Origin of the sequence: Streptomyces sp. NPDC006544 (assembly GCF_040611715.1) — a bacterium.
Classification (GTDB): domain Bacteria; phylum Actinomycetota; class Actinomycetes; order Streptomycetales; family Streptomycetaceae; genus Streptomyces.
In genome coordinates, this window is the sequence record NZ_JBEXOV010000056.1 from 21,952 (window position 1) to 42,379 (window position 20,428).

Below are 20,428 nucleotides of genomic sequence, written 5' to 3' on the forward strand. Positions count from 1 at the left end.
GCCCCCTCCCCGGCTTGCCGTCCGCCGCCCCGGGGAACCCCTGTCCCCTTCTCCCTCGATCTCACGCCGCACCCCGGGGTCACCACCCGGGGTCCGGGGCCGGGTCCACGGCCCGGTCCATCCCGACAACGCTCCGGAGGAGCCATGCAGATCGCCGTACTGCTCTACGACGGATTCACCGCCCTCGACGCCATCGGGCCCTTCGACACCCTCGGCCGGCTCCAGGGAGCCGAGATCGTCTTCGTCTCCGAACGGCCGGGGCCCGTGCGGACCGACAACGGCTCGCTCGCGCTCGTCGCGGACAAGGGGCTCGACGAGGTGACGCGGCCGGACGTCGTCATCGTGCCCGGCGGGCCGGCCTCCGACGCGGAGATGAAGAATCCCGTCGTCCTCGACTGGCTGCGGACCGTCGACGCCACCACCACCTGGACCACCTCGGTCTGCACCGGCTCCACGCTGCTCGCCGCCGCAGGTCTGCTCGAGGGCCGCCGGGCCACCAGCCACTGGCTGTACATGGACCGGCTGCCCCCGTTCGGAGTGGAGCCGACCGGGGAGCGGGTCGTCTTCGACGGGAAGTACGTGACCGCCGCCGGGGTGTCCTCGGGGATCGACATGGGGCTCGCACTGCTCGGCCGCATCGCCGGCGACGAGTACGCGCAGACCGTGCAGCTGATGACCGAGTACGATCCGCAGCCGCCCTACGACGCGGGTTCTCCGGACAAGGCGCCGGCCGAAATCGTGGCGCGGCTGCGCGAGTTCATCCCGCGGGCGGAGTCCAGGTGAAGGAGGGCGGGCGCCGCTCCAGGAACGCGGTGACACCCTCCGCGATGTCGCCGCTCCCGGCGGCCTGAACCGCCCAGTACGCGTCCCGGTCCGTGCGACCGTCCGCGAACTCCTTCGCCGAGGCCTGGGTGAGCTGCGAGCGGGTGACCAGGATCCGGGTGAACTCCGCCACCCGCTCGGCCAGTTCGCCGGGCGCCAGCAGCTCGTCCAGGAGGCCCGTGCGCAGCGCTCGGTCGGCGTCGATCAACTCGGCGGAGAAGAGGAGGTACTTGGCGGCCGACGGACCCACCAGTGCCGCGAGCCGCCGCGTGGAGGAGGCCGGGTACACGATGCCCAGCTTCGCCGGCGTCACACCGAAGGAGGCGCCTTCCTCCGCGAAGCGCAGGTCGCAGGCGGCCGCCAGCTGGCTGCCGCCGCCCACGCAGAAGCCGCGGATCGCCGCGAGCGTGGGCTTGGGGAAGGCGGCCAGGGCCTCCTCCGCCGCGACGGCCAGGGCCTGCGGGTCGTCGTCCCCGGCCAGGGTGGAGATGTCCGCCCCCGCGCAGAAGGTGTCACCGGCCCCGGTCAGGACCAGCACCCGTACGGCGGGGTCGGCCGCGAGTTCCGTCAGCAGCTCCGGCAGCCCCCGCCACATCGCCGCCGTCATGGCGTTGCGCTTGGCCGGATGGGAGATCACGACGGTGGCGACGCCGTCGGCGACCGAGGTGAGGAGGGCTGCGCCCGGGGCTGCGTCCATGCGCCGGATGCTATCCCGGACCGGCAAACCTATGATCAAGGGATCCGGAGTGGTAACGGAGTCCGTCGGGGGGCGCTGAAAGGTGGCGCGTTCATGGGCGCAGACCGTACCGAGCCTGCGGACCGCACCGGTCCCCGGGAGCAGGGCGAGAAGAAGAAGGTCAGCCGCGGCTTCGGGGTGATGGCCCTGCTCGGAGTGCTGCTGGTGCTGGCCGGGCTGCTGGGCCTCGTCTACACCGCCTTCGCCACCCTGACCACGATGTTCCTCTTCGGCTGGCTCCTGCTGGCCGGCGGTGTGGTGGGCCTGCTGCAAGCCTTCCAGTCCCGCAGGAGCAACTACTTCTGGCTCGCCGTCATCGTCGCCGCGATCAACATCGCGGCCGGTTTCGTCATCCTGCGCCGCCCGGAGGCGAGCGCCGAGGCACTCACCATGTTCGCCGCGCTGCTGTTCCTCACCGGCGGGGTGTTCCGGCTGGTGGGCGGCCTCGTGGTGCGCGGCACGCACTTCGGACTGACCCTGGTGCAGGGCGCCTTCGGCATCCTGCTGGGCCTGCTGATCCTCTCCAACTGGCCCGGCAACAGTCTGTACGTGATCGGAACCTTCTTCTCCCTCGCCCTGCTGTTCGACGGTCTGAGCCTGATCGCGGTGGGCCTGGGCGCGCGCCGCATCCTGGGTCTGGTCAGGGACGACGGGGAGCCGGTGGCGGCGGGCGCGGCGACGGGCGACAGGGGCAGGATGCGCCAGGCGGCCGAGAAGCACCGCCCGGAAGATCAGGAACAGACCAACATCTGACTCCGTCATGCGCCAACGGTCAAAAAGTGTCCGATTAGCGCTGACTTCTGGTCAGCGGTCCGGGCCGCGCCGGTCCGGTCCCCACTCTGGACGCGTGGAGACGATCGAGCGCGAAGACGGGGGCCGGGAGATGGATGTCAGCGGGAGCGTCCCGCCAGTCATGGGGGGCGAGCCGGAGGTCGCGGCAGCTCCCCTCGCCTACGAGGGAGTGTGGAGATTCACGGCTCCCGCAGTAGAAGAATCCGTTCCGCAGGCGCGTCGTGCGGTCCGTGACCTGCTCGGCCGCCAGGGGGTGCCGGCCGATCAGGACCTGGTCCACTCCCTGCTGCTGATCGTCTCCGAACTGGTGACGAACTCGGTCCGGCACGCGGCCCTGCTCTCCCCGGAGGTCGCGGTGGAGGTCGCCATCGGCCGGGAGTGGGTGCGGGTGGCGGTCGAGGACAACCACCCGTACCGGCCCAAGGCCCTGGAGGCCGATTTCGGCCAGACCGGGGGCCGGGGCCTGCTCCTCGTCCGGGAGGTCACGCGGGAAGCCGGCGGGGTCTGCGACGTCGAGCACACCTCGACGGGCGGCAAGGTGATCTGGGCGGCCCTGCCGCTCGTCGCACCCGCCGCCGGCGCCCCGGTCCCGCCGGTCCCGGCGGTCTGAACCCGTACGCCCGCTCCCGCTCCCCGCGCGTACGCGGTACGGATCGACGGGGACGGGGCCCGGGGCACGGCACGGGTCCCGCGGTGCGGGGGCTACCAGCCCGCCGCATCGCCCGTCAGCTCGCGGATCGCGGGCCGGGCCGCGTCCAGCACCGTCATGAACCACGCCGAGAACGGATCCTCCGCGTGCCGCTTCGCCAGCTCCTCGGCGGTCACGAAGGCGGTGTCCCCGACCTCCTCCGGATCCGGCCGCGGCGTCGACTGTGCGAGTCCCACGAACAGGTGGTTGTACTCCTGCTCGACCAGCCCCGACGCCGGGTCCGGGTGGTTGTAGCGCACCGTCCCCGCCTCGGCGAGCAGCGAGGGCGAGAGCCCCAGCTCCTCGTGGGTCCGCCGGGCGGCGGCCGCGAACGGCGACTCCCCGGGGTAGGGGTGACCGCAGCACGTGTTCGACCAGACTCCGGGGGAGTGGTACTTCCCGAGGGCGCGCCGCTGGAGCAGCAGTCGGCCCGTCTCGTCGAAGAGGAACACGGAGAACGCGCGGTGCAGCTGGCCGGGCGCCTGGTGGGCGGAGAGCTTCTCCGCCGTGCCGATGGTGTTGCCTGACTCGTCGACCAGTTCGAGCATGATCGGTTCTTGAGCGCCGGTGCCGGTGGTCGCGCCGTTCGCGGCGGTGGCTGGTGTGGTCGGCATACCCATCCTTCGCTTCGGACTTCGGCCTTCAGTCTGCCGTACAGAAGTGGTTTGTCCCCACTTCGGCGATCCGAGCATGTCTGCCCCCCGTCGCGTGATAAGCGACGGGGGGCAGATCGTCCGCCGGGGGCCGGGCGTCAGACGCCGAAGGGGGCCGGGTACGCGATCGTGCCGCGTGCGAGCGGCGCCGAGTCGTCCAGCACCAGCGCCATCATCGTTTCGTCCGGCACGTCGAACGGCGCCCGGATGCCGAAGTGCGAAGCCGGTGCGAAGCCGAAGCGCCCGTAGTACGAGGGATCCCCGAGGACGAGCACCAGCGCCTCGCCGCGCTCCGCCGCCGCCGCGAGCAGCGCTCGGACGACCGCGCTGCCGGCGCCCGAGCGCTGGAGCGCGGGTTCGGTGGCCACCGGTGCGAGCGCGAGTGCGGGAACCCCCTCGACCCGGCACCGGGTCAGCAGGGCGTGCGCCGCGACCGACCCGTCCGGGCCCTCGGCCACGTAGGCGAGGCCGGGCAACCAGGACCCGTCCTCCCGGAGCGCGTCCACCAGGTCCGCCTCGACGGGTGTCCCGAAGGCCGCCGAGTGCAGCGCGTGCACGGCGGCCGCGTCCGCCCCGGTTTCCGGCCGGGTGGCCCAGGAGCCCGTGTCTCCGGCCGTCACCGGGCGCAGGACGTAGGCCGTGTACCCGTACTCGTGCCCGTGGCGCTCCCGTACGCCGATCTCCTCGCGTACGAAGGCCAGCGCGGCCGCGGCCTGCGGTCCGGCCGGCTCCGGGGCCCCGGCCGCGCGCTCGGCGAGCGGGCCGTAGTAGCCCGCCCAGTCGGAGTCGGGCTGGCGGTACACGGCGAGCACCCGGTACCCGGCCGCCTGGACGGCGGCGAGGTTGCGGGCGGTGGAGCGCAGCGCGTAGTGCGGGTCCCAGAAGGCGCGGACCCCGGCGGAGGGATCCGGGACGGTCCACTCGCACTCGCTCAGGACGAGGCTGCCGCCGGGCGCGAGGAGCGGCTTCCACCGGGTGAGTGCGTCGGCGAAGCCGATGTTGTAGGCGGAACCCTCGGCCCAGACGAGGTCGAAGGAACCATCCGCACAGGGGAGCTCGCCCATGTCCGCCTTGACGGCGTGGACGCGGCCGGCCAGCCCGCGTGCCGCTGCGCTGGCGCGGAGCTCGTCGAGGAAGCCGTCGTACAGGTCGACGGCGGTGACCTCGGGGACGGCGCCCGGACCGCCCGCCTCGGCGGCGAGCAGCAGGGCACTGGCACCCGGTCCGCAGCCCAGGTCGAGGACGCGCGGCCGCTCGGGCAGCGGTCCGCACAGGGAGAGGAGGTGGCGGGTGGTCGCATCGGAGCCGGGCGACTGCCGGGGCAGTCCCCGGTGCAGCTCCATGAAGGCGTCGAAGAAGGACGTGTCGTCGGTGCCGCCGGTGGTGTCGGTGCTGCCGGTGGTCTCGGTGTTACCGGTGATGTCGGTCAACGTGAACCCTTGAACAGGGGCTTCGGCCGGACCGTGGCCCGTCTGCCGGCCGTGGACCGCAGGGCGGGGCCGGTGGGATCAGGCCGGGCCGGATGCCCGGAAGGAAGTGGGGACGTACCGGAGTTCGTCGCTGCCCATGGCCGCGACCTCTGCGACGGTCATCAACCCACCTCTTCCGCGTTCGGCTCGATATCAAGCGATATGAGACGTATCGACGGTGCTCGTACGTGTCTGCGAGCACCCTAGCACCGGGGCGGTTTGAGTCCCCCGGAGTTCTCGTCGATGATGATCGCGACAGGACCCCCGGCCCTGGATTTCCTTGGCCCACCGGGGCGCAAACGGGTGGTGAACCCCAGCTTCCGTTCATCCGATAGCCTCTGCCGACGTGCCGCCGCCCCCCTGGCGCGCGTTCCGTGTTACCGCAAGGAGTGAGTTCGTCTGCCGACCGTCATCCTTACCGGCCCGCCGGTGCCCGGATCAGCGCTCGCCGACGAGCTGAGCTCCCTCGGCTTCGACGTCCGCCCCGCCGCCACCCCGCGGGAGACCGCCGCCGCACTGGCCCTTGTACCCGCCGACCAGCGGGTGGCCGTCGTGGACAGCGCCTTCGTGGGGCACACGCACGCGCTCCGGCTCGCGCTGACCGACCCGCGGTTCGAGGCCTGCGCCGTCACCGGCGCCTTCGCCGTCCAGCCGGGCGCCCGCGCGGCCCTCGACCGGGCCGCCGAGCAGGTCCTCGACCGGGTCTCCGGCCAGGCGCTCGACCGGGCTCCCGGCCGGGCAGCCGAGCTCCCCGCCGAGCCCGCCGGCCCCGAACCGGACCGGCTCGCCGCCGCCGTCGAGGCCGCGGGCACGGCCGTCCAGCGCCCGGACCTCGGCACCCTCGTGGCCGCCGTGCCCGCGACCGCCGCCGAGCGCGCGGCCGCGACCGCCGCCGTCGCCGCCGTGGACGGCGAGGCCGTGCGGCTGCGCACCGCCGTGAAGTCCCGCGACGGGTTCTTCACCACCTTCTTCATCAGCCCGTACTCGCGCTACATCGCCCGCTGGTGCGCGCGCCGCGGCCTGACCCCGAACCAGATCACCACAGCGTCCCTGGTCACCGCGCTGATAGCGGCCGCCTGCGCCGCCACCGGCGAACGCGGGGGCTACGTCGCGGCCGGTGCGCTGCTCCTCGTCTCCTTCGTGCTGGACTGCGTGGACGGGCAGGTCGCCCGCTACGCGCTCCAGTACTCGACGATGGGCGCCTGGCTCGACGCGACCTTCGACCGCGCCAAGGAGTACTCCTTCTACGCGGGCCTCGCGCTCGGCGCGGCCAGGAACGGCGACGACGTCTGGGCCCTGGCCCTCGGGGCCATGATCCTCATGACGTGCCGGCACGTCGTGGACTTCGCCTTCAACGAGGCCAACCACGACGCCACCGCCAACACGAGTCCGACCGCGGCCCTGTCCGGCCGGCTCGACAGCGTCGGCTGGACGGTCTGGGTCCGGCGGATGATCATCCTGCCGATCGGCGAGCGCTGGGCCATGATCGCGGTGCTGACCGCCCTGACCAGCCCCCGGATCGTCTTCTACGCCCTGCTCGTCGGCTGCGCCTTCGGCGCGCTCTACACCACCGCCGGCCGGGTCCTGCGCTCGCTCACCCGCAAGGCGACCCGTACCGACCGCGCCGCCCGGGCCCTCGCCGACCTCGCCGACTCCGGCCCCGTCGCCGAGCTCGTGGGCCGCGCCCCGGGCCGCACGGCGCCCGGCGCCGGGATCGCCGCGGCCGTGATCGGCTCGGTGGCCCTGCTGTGGACGGCCTGCGCGTCCGAGTTCGGCGCCCGCCAGGTCGTCGTCGCCGCCGTCTTCTACGCGGTCCTCGCCGGCGTGGCCGTCGCCCGCCCCCTCAAGGGCGCCCTCGACTGGCTCGTCCCGCCCGTCTTCCGTGCCGCGGAATACACCACCGTGCTGGTCCTCGCCGCCAAGGCGGACGTGCCCGGAGCCCTTCCGGCGGCATTCGGACTGGTCGCGGCGGTCGCCTACCATCACTACGACACGGTGTACCGCATCCGCGGTGGCACCGGCGCGCCCCCGCACTGGCTGGTGCGGACGACCGGCGGGCACGAGGGCCGGGTGCTGCTGACCGCGGTCCTGGCCGCCGCCCTGGCGTCGCGCGCCGACGACTTCCCCGTCGCGCTCACGGCCCTGGCCGCGTTCGTGGCACTGGTGGTGCTCGTGGAGAGCATCCGCTTCTGGGTTTCCTCCGGGGCACCCGCCGTACATGACGAAGGAGAACCAGCATGATCGGCCTCGTCCTCGCTGCCGGTGCCGGACGCCGCCTGCGTCCCTACACCGACACCCTGCCCAAGGCCCTCGTGCCCGTCGGCCCCGAAGGCGACGAGGAGAGCATCACGGTCCTCGACCTGACGCTCGGCAACTTCGCCGAGGTCGGCCTCACCGAGGTCGCCGTCGTCGTCGGCTACCGCAAGGAAGCCGTGTACGAGCGCCGGGAGGCCCTGGAGGCCAAGTACGGCGTCAAGATCACGCTGATCGACAACGACAAGGCCGAGGAGTGGAACAACGCCTACTCCCTGTGGTGCGCCCGTGACGTCCTCAAGCAGGGCGTGATCCTCGCCAACGGCGACACCGTCCACCCGGTCTCCGTCGAGAAGACCCTGCTCGCCGCCCGCGGCAAGGGGCAGAAGATCATCCTCGCCCTCGACACGGTCAAGCAGCTGGCCGACGAGGAGATGAAGGTCGTCGTCGACGGCGAGACGGGTGTCCGGCGGATCACCAAGCTGATGGACCCGGCGACCGCGACCGGGGAGTACATCGGCGTCACCCTGATCGAGCCGGAGGCCGCCGAGGCGCTGGCCGAGGCACTGAAGACCACCTTCGAGCGGGACCCCGACCTCTACTACGAGGACGGCTACCAGCAGCTCGTCGACGACGGCTTCACCATCGACGTGGCTCCCATCGGCGACGTCAAGTGGGTCGAGATCGACAACCACGACGACCTCGCCAAGGGCCGGACGATCGCATGCCTGTACTGACGCGGCTGATCCCCTCGCCTGTTGTCGTCGACATCAGCCGAGGGGCGATGGACGATCTGGCCGGCCTCCTGGCCGACCAGCGCATCTCCGCGTCCGGCAAGCTCGCCATCGCGATCAGCGGGGGCTCCGGCCAGGTGCTGCGCACCAAGCTGGAGCCCGTCCTGCCGCACGCGGACTGGTATCCGGTCGTGGACGGCACCATCGACTCAGCGGTCAAGCTGGCCGACGACATAAAGGGCCGTCGCTACGACGCCGTCGTCGGCCTCGGCGGCGGCAAGATCATCGACGTGGCGAAGTACGCCGCGGCGCGGGTCGGGCTGCCCATGGTGGCCGTCGCCACCAACCTGTCCCACGACGGCATCTGCTCGCCGGTGTCCATCCTGGACAACGACAACGGGCGGGGCTCCTACGGTGTCCCCACCCCGATCGCCATGGTGATCGACCTCGACGTGATCAAGGAAGCCCCGGTGCGGTTCATCCGGGCCGGCGTCGGCGACGTGATCTCCAACATCTCCGCCATCGCCGACTGGGAGCTCTCGCACCGGCTCACCGGGGAGGCCGTGGACGGCCTGGCCGCGGCCATGGCCCGTACCGCCGGCGAGTCCGTCCTGCGCCACCCCGGCGGATGCGGTGACGACGAGTTCCTCACCGTGCTCTCCGAGGCGCTCGTCCTCTCCGGCATCGCCATGTCGATCAGCGGGGACTCCCGCCCGTCGTCCGGCGCCTGCCACGAGATCAGCCACGCCTTCGACCTGCTCTACCCGGGACGCTCCGCGCTCCACGGCGAGCAGGTCGGCATCGGCGCCGCCTTCGCCATGCACCTGCGCGGGGCCACGGACCAGTCCGAGCTCTTCGTCCAGGTGCTGCGCCGCCACGGCCTGCCCGTGCTGCCCGAGGAGATCGGGTTCAGCGTGGACGAGTTCGTCGCGGCCGTCGAGTACGCCCCCCAGACCCGTCCGGGACGTTTCACGATCCTGGAGCACCTCAACTTGTCCGCAGCCGAGATCAGGGACGCTTACGCCGACTATGCCAAGACCATCCGTAGCTGAACTGAGGCCCGTCGTGCACCCGGCGGGCGTGAAGGACCGGGTCAGCGGCGAGCACTGGGGCGGGCGCCTCTACATGCGCGAGATCTCCCTGCGCATCACCCGCTACCTGGTCACCACCAAGGTCACGCCGAACCAGCTGACCTACCTGATGACCCTCGCCGGCGTCCTCGCCCTTCCGGCCCTGCTGGTGCCGGGCGTCCTCGGTGCCGTCCTCGGCGTCGTGGCGGTCCAGATGTACCTGCTGCTCGACTGCGTCGACGGCGAGGTCGCCCGCTGGAAGAAGCAGTTCTCGCTCTCCGGCGTGTACCTGGACCGGGTCGGCGCCTACCTCTGCGACGCGGCGGTCCTGGTCGGCTTCGGCCTGCGCGCCGCCGACCTGTGGGGCCCCGGGGGCGCCGACTGGCTGTGGGCCTTCCTGGGCACCCTGGCCGCGCTCGGCGCCATCCTGATCAAGGCCGAGACCGACCTGGTCGGCGTCGCCCGCCACCAGGCCGGCAAGCCCGTGGTCAAGGACGCGGCCGCCGAGCCGCGCGCGAAGGGCATGGCGTTCGCCCGCCGGGCCGCCGCCGCGCTCAAGTTCCACCGCCTGATCCTCGGCATCGAGGCCTCGATGCTCATCCTGGTGCTGGCCATCGTGGACGAGATACAGGGCGACCTGTACTGGTCCCGCGTCGGGGTCGCCGTGCTGGCCGGCATCGCGCTGCTCCAGACCGTGCTGCACCTGGTGTCGATCCTGGCCTCCAGCAGGCTCAAGTGACGACGCCGATGCGGCTGGGCGCCGTCATCATCACCATGGGCAACCGGCCCGACGAGCTCAAGGCGCTCCTCGACTCGGTGGCCCGGCAGGACGGCGACCCGGTCGAGGTCGCCCTGGTGGGCCAGGGAGTGCGGCTCACCGGGCTGCCCGAGGGCGTGCGCGCCGTCGAGCTGCCCGAGAACCTGGGCATCCCGGGCGGGCGCAACGTCGGCATCGAGGCCTTCGGGCCCGGCGGACGCGAGGTGGACGCCCTGCTCTTCCTCGACGACGACGGGCTGCTGGAGCGCACCGACACCGCCGAGCTGTGCCGGCAGGCCTTCGCCGAGGACCCGGAGCTCGGGATCGTCAGCTTCCGGATCGCCGATCCGGACACCGGCGAGACCCAGCGCCGGCACGTCCCCCGGCTGCGCGCCTCCGACCCCCTGCGCTCCTCGCGCGTGACCACCTTCCTGGGCGGCGCCAACGCCGTCCGTACGAAGGTGTTCGAACAGGTCGGAGACTTGCCGGCGGAGTTCTTCTACGCCCACGAGGAGACCGATCTGGCCTGGCGGGCGCTCGACGCCGGCTGGCAGATCGACTACCGCGCGGACATGGTGCTGCTGCACCCCACGACGGCCCCGTCCCGGCACGCGGTCTACCACCGTATGGTGGCCCGCAACCGGGTGTGGCTGGCCCGCCGCAACCTCCCCGCCCCGCTGGTCCCGGTCTACGTGGGCGTCTGGCTCCTGCTGACGCTCCTGCGCAGGCCGTCCGCGCCGGCGCTGGGGGCCTGGTTCGGAGGGTTCAAGGAGGGGTGGACCACCTCCTGTGGTCCACGGCGCCCCATGAAGTGGCGTACGGTCTGGCGACTGACCCGGCTGGGCCGACCGCCTGTCATCTGACCCGCTCGCGTCTGAGAACATGGCGCGATCACGATCCAAGTGCCTCAGGCCCGATGCCACCTTCTGCCGCATCATGAAGACGGAAAGTTTCATCTTGTGAGTGACACAACCCAGGACGGCGCCCTCGCCACGAGCAAGTCGCCGTCCGACGACGCGGGGCTGAGCCCCGCGGAGCTCGCCAGGAAGTACGGCCTGTCCGTCAGCGGCGCCCGGCCGGGTCTGGCCGAATACGTGCGCCAGCTCTGGGACCGGCGCCACTTCATCATCGCCTTCTCCCGGGCGAAGCTGGTGGCGCAGTACAGCCAGGCGAAGCTCGGCCAGATCTGGCAGGTGGCGACCCCCCTGCTCAACGCGCTGGTCTACTACCTGATCTTCGGCCTGATCCTGGATGCCGGCCGCGGCATCGACAAGGACGCCTACATCCCCTTCCTGGTGATCGGCGTCTTCGTCTTCACGTTCACGCAGAGCTCGCTGATGGCGGGCGTCAGGGCGATCCCGGGCAACATCGGCCTGGTCCGCGCGCTGCACTTCCCGCGCGCCTCCCTGCCGATCTCCTTCTCGCTCCAGCAGCTCCAGCAGCTGCTGTTCTCGATGATCGTCGTGTTCGTGGTCACGATCGCCTTCGGGAACTACCCCAGTGCGTCCTGGCTGCTGGTGATCCCGGCGCTGATCCTCCAGTTCGCCTTCAACACCGGTCTCGCGCTGGTCTTCGGCCGGATGGGTTCCAAGACGCCCGACCTCGCGCAGCTCATGCCGTTCGTGACGCGTACGTGGATGTACGCCTCCGGCGTCATGTTCTCGATCAGCGAGATGCTCAAGGACAAGCCCGCGTGGATCGCGGACGTGCTGCAGTGGAACCCGGCCGCGATCTACATGGATCTGATCCGCTTCGCGCTCATCGACTCGTACGGGCGCGAGAACCTGCCGCCGCACGTCTGGGCCTTCGCCGTCGGCTGGGCCGTGCTGATCGGTCTCGGCGGCTTCGTGTACTTCTGGAAGGCTGAGGAGCGTTACGGCCGTGGCTGAGAACAACCGGGGGCACGTCCCCACCGTCATCGCCGACGACGTGCACATCGTCTACCGGGTCAACACCGGCAGCTCGGGCAGGGGCAGTGCCACGGCGGCGCTGAGCAAGATAGTCCGCCGGGGCAAGGGGGACGCACCGGGTGTCCGGCGCGTCCACGCCGTGCGCGGGGTCTCCTTCACGGCGTACCGCGGCGAGGCCATCGGAGTCATCGGCTCCAACGGTTCGGGCAAGTCGACGCTGCTGCGCGCCATCGCCGGGCTGCTGCCCTGCGAGGCGGGCAAGGTCTACACCGACGGCCAGCCCTCGCTGCTGGGCGTGAACGCGGCGCTGATGAACGACCTCACGGGCGAACGCAACGTGGTCCTCGGAGGTCTCGCCATGGGCATGACCCGCGAGCAGATCAAGGAGCGGTACGAGAGCATCGTCGACTTCTCGGGCATCAACGAGAAGGGTGACTTCATCTCGCTGCCGATGCGCACCTACTCCTCCGGCATGGCCGCGCGCCTGCGTTTCTCCATCGCCGCGGCGAAGGACCACGACGTCCTGATGATCGACGAGGCGCTGGCCACCGGCGACCGGAAGTTCCAGGTGCGTTCCGAGGAGCGCATCCGGGAACTGCGCAAGAGCGCCGGAACCGTCTTCCTGGTGAGCCACAACAACAAGTCCATCCGTGACACCTGTGACCGGGTGCTGTGGCTGGAGCGTGGCGAACTCCTGATGGACGGCCCCACCGAGGAAGTCGTCCAGGCTTACGAGAAGGCCACCAACTGACCGATCCTCACCGGCGGCCCCCGCAGCGTCGAGCGGCGGGGGCCGCCGCATGCCCGGCGCGCCCCTCGCGGGGGCGACATCAGCGGGGAACCGAATACCCCTCGAGCCGTCGCGGCGTTGTACAGCGTAAGCTGGGCCAGTCCTCAATCGCGGGCAAGAGGGGACGTTTCCCCACAGGTGGACGGCCTGGGCCGGCCCGGGGGGAAATCCGGGGCGTGTCCGAAATAGGATGTATTGGGTCGGCAGTGTAGAACGGGAGATGTGACGGCAATGGCTACGGGAATTCTCCGGCCCCCAGGCACGACGGCCGTTCCCGCCACGGGCGGCGGGTGGTGACCCGGCCGCACGCGGCCACCGACGCCCCCGTCCACGCGGACATCCGCGGAGCCGAGGCGAGCGCCACCACCCTCGACAAGGCCCGCGGCGAGAACTTCCCCGTCGCCCCCGTCTTCCTGCCCCGCGCCTGGCGCGAGGGCCTGCGCGCGGTCTACGGCTACGCCCGCCTGGTCGACGACATCGGCGACGGCGATCTCGCCCCGGGCGGCCGCGACGCCGTCCTGCTCGGCCTCGACCCGGCCGCCGCGGACGACCGGCTCGCCATGCTCGACGCCTTCGAGGCCGACCTGCACCGCGTCTTCGGCGGCACCGACGGCCCCCCGCGCCACCCCCTGATGCTGGCCCTGCAGCCCGTCGTGCGCGGCCACGCGCTCAGCGCCGAGCCCTTCCTCGGGCTCATCGAGGCCAACCGCCAGGACCAGCGGATCGCGCGCTACGCGACGTACGGGGACCTCCTCGGCTACTGCGAGCTCTCCGCGAACCCGGTCGGCCGCCTCGTCCTCGAGCTCACCGGCACCAGCACCCCCGAGCGGATCCGCCGCTCCGACGCCGTCTGCACCGCCCTGCAGATCGCCGAACACCTCCAGGACGTCGCGGAGGACCTCGGACGGGACCGGATCTACCTCCCGGGCGAGGACATGCTCCGGTTCCGCGTGAGCGAGACCGACCTCGCCGCCCCGTCCGCCGGAGCGTCCGTACGCTCCCTGATCGCCTTCGAGACCGAGCGCGCCCGGGATCTCCTGAACGAGGGCACGCCACTCGTCGGCAGTGTCCACGGAAGGCTCCGGCTGCTGCTCGCAGGCTTCGTCGGAGGCGGACGCGCCGCCCTGCGCGCCGTCACCGCCGCCGGCTTCGACGTACTTCCCGGCCCGCCCAAGCCCACCAGGAGCGGCTTGCTCCGCGAGGTGGCCGCCGTACTGCGCACAGCGCCGAGAAAGGGGTGAGCCCGATCGTGGAGGGCCCCACACACGCGTCCGCACCCGGCGCTCCGTCCGCAATGTCCGCACCGGTCTCGGCGGCCTACAGCTACTGCGAGGCCGTGACCGGCACGCAGGCGCGCAACTTCGCCTACGGCATCCGACTGCTGCCCGTCGAGAAGCGGCAGGCCATGTCCGCGCTCTACGCCCTCTCCCGGCGGGTCGACGACATCGGCGACGGCACGCTGCCCCCCGAGGTCAAGCTGGTCCGGCTGGAGGAGACCCGCGCCCTGCTCGGCCGGATCCGCGCCGGCAAGGTCGACGAGGACGACACCGACCCCGTCGCCGTCGCCCTCGCCCACGCCGCCCGCCGCTTCCCGATCCCGCTCGAAGGGCTCGACGAACTCATCGACGGCGTCCTGATGGACGTGCGCGGCCAGGAGTACGAGACCTGGGACGACCTCAAGGTCTACTGCCGCTGCGTGGCCGGAGCCATCGGCCGGCTCTCCCTCGGCGTGTTCGGCACCGCGCCGGGCGCGCACGACGCGGCGCGGGCCGGCGAGTACGCCGACACCCTCGGCCTCGCGCTGCAACTCACCAACATCCTCCGGGACGTGTCCGAGGACGCGGCCAACGGGCGCACCTACCTGCCCGCCGAGGACCTCGCCAAGTTCGGCTGCTCGGAGGGCTTCCGGAGCGAGCGGATGCCCGCGGGGTCCGACTTCGCCGGGCTCGTCCACCACGAAGTCCGGCGCGCACGTGCCCTGTTCGTCGAGGGCTACCGGCTGCTGCCCATGCTCGACCGGCGCAGCGGCGCCTGCGTCGCCGCCATGGCCGGCATCTACCGGCGCCTGCTCGACCGCATCGAGCGCGAGCCCGAGGCCGTGCTCCGCGGCCGCGTCTCGCTGCCGCCGCACGAGAAGGCGTACGTGGCCGTCCGCGGGCTGTCCGGACTCGACGCGCGGACCATCTCACGCCAGAGCACCAGGCGGCGGCTCTGATGCCCGCGGTCGGCCGGCCGTCGGGGCCGGCCACGGCCGCCCGTCGCACGGGAGCAACCCCGCGCGCCACCGCCGCGTCTGTCGCGGTGACACCTGTCGCGGTGACCGAGGAGGAGGACGGATGACCGCCAACCACGCCGTGGTCGTCGGCGGCGGACTCGCGGGCGTCACCACCGCCCTGGAACTCGCCGACGCGGGGCTGCGGGTGACCCTGCTGGAAGGCCGCCCCCGGCTCGGCGGCCTCGCCTTCTCCTTCAAGCGCGGCGACCTCACCGTGGACAACGGCCAGCACGTCTACCTGCGCTGCTGCACCGCCTACCGGTGGTTCCTCGACCGGATCGACGGCGCCGCCCTGGCCCCCCTCCAGGACCGCCTCGACGTACCCGTACTCGACGTGGCCCACCCCGGCGGACCGCGCCTGGGCCGGCTGCGCCGCAGCGTCCTGCCCGTCCCCCTGCACCTGGCCGGCTCACTGGCCCGCTACCCGCACCTCTCGCTCGCCGAACGGGTGAGCGTCGGACGCGCCGCCCTCGCCCTGCGACGGCTCGACCCCGCCGACCCGGCGCTCGACGGCCTGGACTTCGCGACCTGGCTCGGCCGCTACGGGCAGTCCCCGCGCACCATCGAGGCGCTGTGGGACCTCGTCGGCGTCGCCACCCTCAACGCCACCGCCGAGCAGTCCTCGCTGGGACTGGCCGCCATGGTCTTCAAGACCGGCCTGCTCTCCGAGAACGGCGCGGCCGACATCGGCTGGGCCCGCGTACCCCTGGGCGACCTGCACGACACCCTCGCCCGCAAGGCCCTCGACGCGGCCGGCGTACGGACCGAACTGCGCACCCGGGTCACGGCCGTCTCCCGTACCGCGGAAGGCGGCTGGCGGGTCGACACGGAAGGCGAGTCCCTCGACGCCGCCGTCGTGGTCCTCGCCGTGCCCCAGCGCGAGGCACACGGCCTGCTGCCCGCCGGCGCCCTCGCCGACCCCGACAAGCTCCTGGACATCGGCACCGCGCCGATCCTCAACGTGCACGTCGTCTACGACCGCAAGGTGCTCAAGGCGCCGTTCTTCGCGGCCCTCGGCTCCCCGGTCCAGTGGGTCTTCGACCGCACCGACTCGTCCGGACTCCCCGACGGCGGCCAGTACCTGGCCCTGTCCCAGTCCGTCGCCCACGAGGACATCGACGAACCCGTCTCGGTCCTGCGCTCGAAATACCTCCCCGAACTTGAACGGCTGCTGCCCGCAGCGCGCGGCGCCAAGGTACGGGACTTCTTCGTCACCCGGGAGCGCACCGCGACCTTCGCCCCCACCCCCGGCGTCGGGCGCCTGCGGCCCGGCGCGCGCACCGACACGCCGGGGCTCTACCTCGCCGGTGCATGGACCGCGACCGGTTGGCCCGCGACCATGGAGAGCGCCGTCCGCAGCGGACTGAGCGCGGCTCATGCCGCACTCACCCTGCTGGGCCGCCACCGCGAACACCCCTTGCAGGAGGCGGCATGACCACGACCGGCACCACCGTGGCCGACAGCACCGGCCACACAGCAGCAGGCAGCACCGCGACACGCGGCACCGCAGCACGCACCGCAGTACGTACAGGAACCAGAGGAGAGCCAGTGAATCCGGGGAATCCGGCCGTCGAGAACACGGACGCCAGTACGGGCCCGGCCGGCGGGGAGAAGGCGGACACGCTCGCCCTCCTCGAGCGCGGCCGCACGCTCTCGACGCCCGTGCTCCGCGCCGCCGTGGACCGGCTCGCCGCGCCCATGGACACCGTCGCCGCCTACCACTTCGGCTGGATCGACGCACTGGGCAACCCCGCGGACGGCGACGGCGGCAAGGCCGTCCGCCCCGCCCTCGCGCTGCTCTCCGCCGAAGCCGCGGGCGCCGCGCCCGAGGTGGGCATCCCGGGGGCCGTCGCGGTCGAGCTCGTGCACAACTTCTCGCTGCTCCACGACGACCTGATGGACGGCGACGAGCAGCGCCGCCACCGCGACACGGTGTGGAAGGTCCACGGCCCGGCCCTCGCGATCCTCGTCGGCGACGCGCTGTTCGCCCTCGCCAACGAGGTGCTCCTGGAACTCGGGACCGTCGAGGCCGGCCGGGCCGCCCGCCGGCTGACCACCGCCAGCCGCAAGCTCATCGACGGCCAGGCGCAGGACATCTCCTACGAACACCGCGAGCGCGTCAGCGTCGAGGAATGCCTGGAGATGGAGGGCAACAAGACCGGCGCCCTGCTCGCCTGTGCGGTCTCCATCGGCGCCGTCCTCGGCGGCGCGGACGACCGCACGGCCGACAAACTGGAGGAGTACGGCTACCACCTCGGCCTCGCCTTCCAGGCCGTCGACGACCTCCTCGGCATCTGGGGCGACCCGGAGTCCACCGGCAAGCAGACCTGGAGCGACCTGCGCCAGCGCAAGAAGTCGCTGCCCGTCGTCGCCGCCCTCGCGGCCGGCGGACCGGCCTGCGAGGAACTGGCCGAACTGCTCGCGGCCGACGCCAAGAGCAACGACTTCGAGAACTTCTCCGAGGAGGAGTTCGCGGCCCGCGCCGCCCTCATCGAGGCCGCCGGCGGCCGCCAGTGGACCGCCGACGAAGCACGCCGCCAGCACGCCGTGGCGATCAAGGCCCTCGACGACGTGGACATGGACCAGCGGGTGCGTGACCAGCTGGTGGCCCTCGCCGACTTCGTCGTCGTGCGCAAGAGGTGACCGCCACCCGTTCGCAGATATGAATCGCGAGTCGCCGGCCGGTACTGCCAGACAGTAGTACCGGCCGACGGCGAACCCCAGGACAGCAGAGGACACTGCACGCATAGGGGAAGCCATGACAGCGACGACCGACGGCGGAGCCGATGCGCGCGGCACCGACCCGGACGACGGCGCGGCCCAGGGGCCGCCCGGCGTCCACGAAGCCACCGCACGCGCCGTGCGCGACCTGCTCGCCCGGCAGGACGAGGCCGGCTGGTGGAAGGGCGACCTGGAGACCAACGTCACCATGGACGCGGAGGACCTGCTGCTCAGGCAGTTCCTCGGGATCCGGGACGAGGCCACCACCCGGGCCGCGGGCCTGTTCATCCGCGGGGAGCAGCAGGACGACGGCACCTGGGCCACCTTCCACGGCGGCCCCCCCGACCTGTCCGCCACCATCGAGGCCTACCTGGCCCTGCGCCTGGCCGGGGACGCGCCCGACGCCCCGCACATGGCCCGCGCCTCCGCGTGGATCCGGGCCCACGGGGGGATCGCCGCCGCCCGCGTCTTCACCCGCATCTGGCTGGCACTGTTCGGCTGGTGGAGCTGGGACCATCTGCCCGAACTCCCGCCCGAGCTGGTCTTCCTGCCGCCCTGGGTGCCGCTGAACATCTACGACTTCGGCTGCTGGGCCCGCCAGACCATCGTCCCGCTCACCGTGGTCTCCGCCCTGCGCCCGGTCCGTCCCGCCCCCTTCGCGCTGGACGAACTCCATGCCGACGCGCGCAACCCGTACCCGGCCAAGCGGCTGGACCCGGTCACCAGTTGGGGCGGCGTCTTCCAGCGGATGGACAAGGCCCTGCACGTCTACCGCCGGTTCGCCCCGCGCGCGCTGCGCAAGGCGGCGATGGCGAGCGCCGGCCGCTGGATCGTGGAGCGGCAGGAGAACGACGGCTGCTGGGGCGGGATCCAGCCACCCGCCGTGTACTCCGTCATCGCCCTGCACCTGCTCGGCTACGACCTCCAACACCCGGTGATGCGGGCCGGACTGGAGTCCCTGGACCGGTTCGCCGTCTGGCGCGCCGACGGCGCCCGCATGATCGAGGCCTGCCAGTCCCCGGTGTGGGACACCTGCCTGGCCGCCATCGCGCTGGCCGACGCGGGGCTGCGCCCCGACCACCCGGCGCTGGTCAAGGCGGCCGACTGGATGCTCGGCGAGGAGATCGTCCGCACCGGCGACTGGGCCGTGCGCAGGCCCGGACTGGCCCCGGGGGGCTGGGCGTTCGAGTTCCACAACGACAACTACCCCGACATCGACGACACCGCCGAGGTCGTCCTCGCCCTGCGCCGCGTCAAACACCCCGATCCGGCACGCGTCGAGGGGGCCATCGCCCGCGGGGTGTCCTGGAACCTCGGGATGCAGTCGAAGAACGGCGCCTGGGGCGCCTTCGACGCCGACAACACCAGCCCCCTCCCCAACCGGCTCCCCTTCTGCGACTTCGGCGAGGTCATCGACCCGCCCTCGGCCGACGTCACCGCCCACGTCGTGGAGATGCTCGCCGTCGAGGGCAGGGCGGGCGACGCGCGCACCCGGCGCGGGATCGCCTGGCTGCTCGCCGAACAGGACCCGAACGGCGGATGGTTCGGCCGCTGGGGCACCAACTACATCTACGGGACCGGCTCGGTGGTCCCGGCCCTGACGGCCGCCGGCTTCGCCCGTTCGCACCCCGCGATCCGGCGGGCCGTGGGCTGGCTGGAATCCGTACAGAACGAGGACGGCGGGTGGGGAGAGGACCAGCGTTCCTACAAGGACCGGTCCTGGGCCGGGAAGGGCGCCTCCACCGCCTCGCAGACGGCGTGGGCCCTGATGGCCCTGCTGTCGGCGGGGGAACGCGAGAGCGGCGCCGTCCGGAGGGGGATCGCCTACCTGGTCGAGACCCAGTGCGGCGACGGCACCTGGGACGAGCCGTACTTCACGGGGACCGGCTTCCCCTGGGACTTCTCCATCAACTACCACCTCTACCGACAGGTGTTCCCGCTCACCGCCCTCGGCCGCTACCTGTACGGAGAACCGTTCGGCCCCGAAGGCCGGTACGCGGACCCGGCCGCGTTCTCGGCCGCCGAGGAGGCCTGATGGGCCCGGACCCCGGCCCCGGCCCAGGCACCGGGCCCGGCTCCCCGGCCGGGCCCGGACCCGGCCGCCCCGCGCCGCTGTTGATCGCCTGCGCCCTGCGCATCGAGCGGGCGGCCCTGCGCAGCGGCCGCGGGTCGGGCGCGCCCGAGCGGTACGAGGTCCTGCGCACCGGGATGGGCCCGCGTGCGGCCGACCGCGCCGTCGCCCGGGCCCTGGACGCACCAGGACTGCGCGGGGCCGCGGTGCTCGCCACCGGATTCTGCGCCGGGCTGCTGCCCGGCATGAGCCCCGGCGACCTGATCGTCGCCGAGGAGACCCGGGACCCGCGCGGCACGGTCGCCTGCGCCGGTACCGCTCTGCTCGCCGAGGCACTGGCCCGGGCCGTCCCCGGCCGGACGGTCCACCTCGGTGCGCTGACCGGCTCCGACCACGTCGTCCGGGGCCAGGAGCGCGCGCAGCTGCGTGCCACCGGCGCCATCGGGGTCGACATGGAATCCGCGGCCACCTTGTGGACCGCGACCGGGGAGGGGACCGTGACGGACGGCGCGGACGGCGAGAACCGTCCTGTTGCGGCCGTCCGGGTGATCGTGGACGCTCCGGAGCATGAGCTCGTCCGTATCGGCACTGTCCGGGGGGGAATATCGGCCTTTCGCGTACTGCGCGCCGTACTGCCCGCGTTTTATGACTGGCACCGTTCTTTGCTGCTCCCCAGGAGGTGAGCCA

Annotated in this window: 19 protein-coding genes; 16 read left to right on the top strand and 3 right to left on the bottom strand. The window is 72.4% G+C overall.

All coding sequences use genetic code 11. The features are described 5' to 3' along the window. Nucleotides 1-144: 144 nt before the first annotated feature. Nucleotides 145-783: a DJ-1/PfpI family protein gene (locus tag ABZY44_RS24175; RefSeq protein WP_356657146.1), complete on the top strand. Its 639-nt coding sequence runs from the start codon at nt 145-147 to the stop codon at nt 781-783. On the opposite strand, the gene ABZY44_RS24180 is transcribed toward ABZY44_RS24175, so the two are convergent. Continuing rightward, nucleotides 758-1,519, bottom strand: a complete 762-nt coding sequence (locus ABZY44_RS24180; protein WP_356657148.1) for an enoyl-CoA hydratase/isomerase family protein — start codon at nt 1,517-1,519, stop codon at nt 758-760. The genes ABZY44_RS24175 and ABZY44_RS24180 overlap by 26 nt on opposite strands. 180 nt (nt 1,520-1,699) lie before the next feature. Here ABZY44_RS24180 and ABZY44_RS24185 point away from each other — a divergent pair, with 180 nt between their 5' ends. Both ABZY44_RS24185 and ABZY44_RS24190 read left to right on the top strand, forming a co-directional pair. Beyond that, nucleotides 1,700-2,311, top strand: coding sequence for a DUF308 domain-containing protein (locus ABZY44_RS24185; protein ID WP_356657188.1), 612 nt, complete (start codon nt 1,700-1,702; stop codon nt 2,309-2,311). A 130-nt stretch (nt 2,312-2,441) separates the two neighbouring features. Then, nucleotides 2,442-2,960, top strand: coding sequence for an ATP-binding protein (locus ABZY44_RS24190; RefSeq protein ID WP_356657190.1), 519 nt, complete (start codon nt 2,442-2,444; stop codon nt 2,958-2,960). Nucleotides 2,961-3,052: 92 nt separating this feature from the next. Here ABZY44_RS24190 and idi read toward each other — a convergent pair whose 3' ends face one another. Together idi and ABZY44_RS24200 are read right to left on the bottom strand one after the other, a co-directional pair. After that, nucleotides 3,053-3,652, bottom strand: a complete 600-nt coding sequence (idi, locus tag ABZY44_RS24195; RefSeq protein ID WP_356657150.1) for an isopentenyl-diphosphate Delta-isomerase — start codon at nt 3,650-3,652, stop codon at nt 3,053-3,055. 137 nt (nt 3,653-3,789) lie between these two features. Continuing rightward, a complete protein-coding gene (locus ABZY44_RS24200; RefSeq protein WP_356657192.1) occupies nt 3,790-5,034 on the bottom strand; it encodes a bifunctional class I SAM-dependent methyltransferase/N-acetyltransferase in 1,245 nt (414 codons plus the stop codon). A 525-nt stretch (nt 5,035-5,559) separates the two neighbouring features. On the opposite strand from ABZY44_RS24200, the gene ABZY44_RS24205 reads away from it, so the two are divergent. The 13 genes from ABZY44_RS24205 to ABZY44_RS24265 all read left to right on the top strand — a co-directional run bounded on the left by ABZY44_RS24205 (nt 5,560) and on the right by ABZY44_RS24265 (nt 20,424). Next, entirely contained in the window at nt 5,560-7,401 is a 1,842-nt protein-coding gene (locus ABZY44_RS24205) for a DUF5941 domain-containing protein (protein ID WP_356657194.1), read from the top strand. After that, entirely contained in the window at nt 7,398-8,150 is a 753-nt protein-coding gene (locus ABZY44_RS24210; RefSeq protein WP_356657152.1) for a phosphocholine cytidylyltransferase family protein, read from the top strand. The genes ABZY44_RS24205 and ABZY44_RS24210 overlap by 4 nt, the downstream gene beginning before the upstream one ends. Continuing rightward, a complete protein-coding gene (locus tag ABZY44_RS24215; protein ID WP_356657154.1) occupies nt 8,138-9,199 on the top strand; it encodes an iron-containing alcohol dehydrogenase family protein in 1,062 nt (353 codons plus the stop codon). Before ABZY44_RS24210 ends, ABZY44_RS24215 begins: the two co-directional genes overlap by 13 nt. Next, entirely contained in the window at nt 9,177-9,956 is a 780-nt protein-coding gene (locus ABZY44_RS24220; protein ID WP_356657156.1) for a CDP-alcohol phosphatidyltransferase family protein, read from the top strand. Before ABZY44_RS24215 ends, ABZY44_RS24220 begins: the two co-directional genes overlap by 23 nt. After that, the gene (locus tag ABZY44_RS24225; RefSeq protein ID WP_356657158.1) at nt 9,953-10,837 is read left to right on the top strand and encodes a glycosyltransferase; all 885 of its coding nucleotides are present in this window, start codon (nt 9,953-9,955) and stop codon (nt 10,835-10,837) included. Before ABZY44_RS24220 ends, ABZY44_RS24225 begins: the two co-directional genes overlap by 4 nt. Before the next feature lie 96 nt (nt 10,838-10,933). Beyond that, on the top strand, nt 10,934-11,863 hold the full coding sequence (locus tag ABZY44_RS24230; RefSeq protein WP_356657160.1) for an ABC transporter permease: 930 nt from the start codon (nt 10,934-10,936) through the stop codon (nt 11,861-11,863). After that, the gene (locus tag ABZY44_RS24235; protein ID WP_356657162.1) at nt 11,856-12,635 is read left to right on the top strand and encodes an ABC transporter ATP-binding protein; all 780 of its coding nucleotides are present in this window, start codon (nt 11,856-11,858) and stop codon (nt 12,633-12,635) included. The genes ABZY44_RS24230 and ABZY44_RS24235 overlap by 8 nt, the downstream gene beginning before the upstream one ends. Nucleotides 12,636-13,012: 377 nt before the next feature. After that, on the top strand, nt 13,013-13,915 hold the full coding sequence (gene hpnC / locus ABZY44_RS24240; protein ID WP_356657196.1) for a squalene synthase HpnC: 903 nt from the start codon (nt 13,013-13,015) through the stop codon (nt 13,913-13,915). Nucleotides 13,916-13,968: 53 nt separating this feature from the next. After that, nucleotides 13,969-14,889, top strand: a complete 921-nt coding sequence (hpnD, locus tag ABZY44_RS24245) for a presqualene diphosphate synthase HpnD (RefSeq protein ID WP_356657164.1) — start codon at nt 13,969-13,971, stop codon at nt 14,887-14,889. A 121-nt stretch (nt 14,890-15,010) separates the two neighbouring features. Next, nucleotides 15,011-16,384, top strand: coding sequence for a hydroxysqualene dehydroxylase HpnE (gene hpnE / locus ABZY44_RS24250; protein WP_356657166.1), 1,374 nt, complete (start codon nt 15,011-15,013; stop codon nt 16,382-16,384). A gap of 113 nt (nt 16,385-16,497) precedes the next feature. Beyond that, a complete protein-coding gene (locus tag ABZY44_RS24255; protein ID WP_356657168.1) occupies nt 16,498-17,592 on the top strand; it encodes a polyprenyl synthetase family protein in 1,095 nt (364 codons plus the stop codon). 115 nt (nt 17,593-17,707) lie between these two features. Beyond that, a complete protein-coding gene (gene shc / locus ABZY44_RS24260) occupies nt 17,708-19,705 on the top strand; it encodes a squalene--hopene cyclase (RefSeq protein ID WP_356657170.1) in 1,998 nt (665 codons plus the stop codon). Beyond that, entirely contained in the window at nt 19,705-20,424 is a 720-nt protein-coding gene (locus tag ABZY44_RS24265) for a 1-hydroxy-2-methyl-2-butenyl 4-diphosphate reductase (RefSeq protein WP_356657172.1), read from the top strand. Before shc ends, ABZY44_RS24265 begins: the two co-directional genes overlap by 1 nt. The last annotated feature ends 4 nt before the right edge of the window (nt 20,425-20,428 follow it).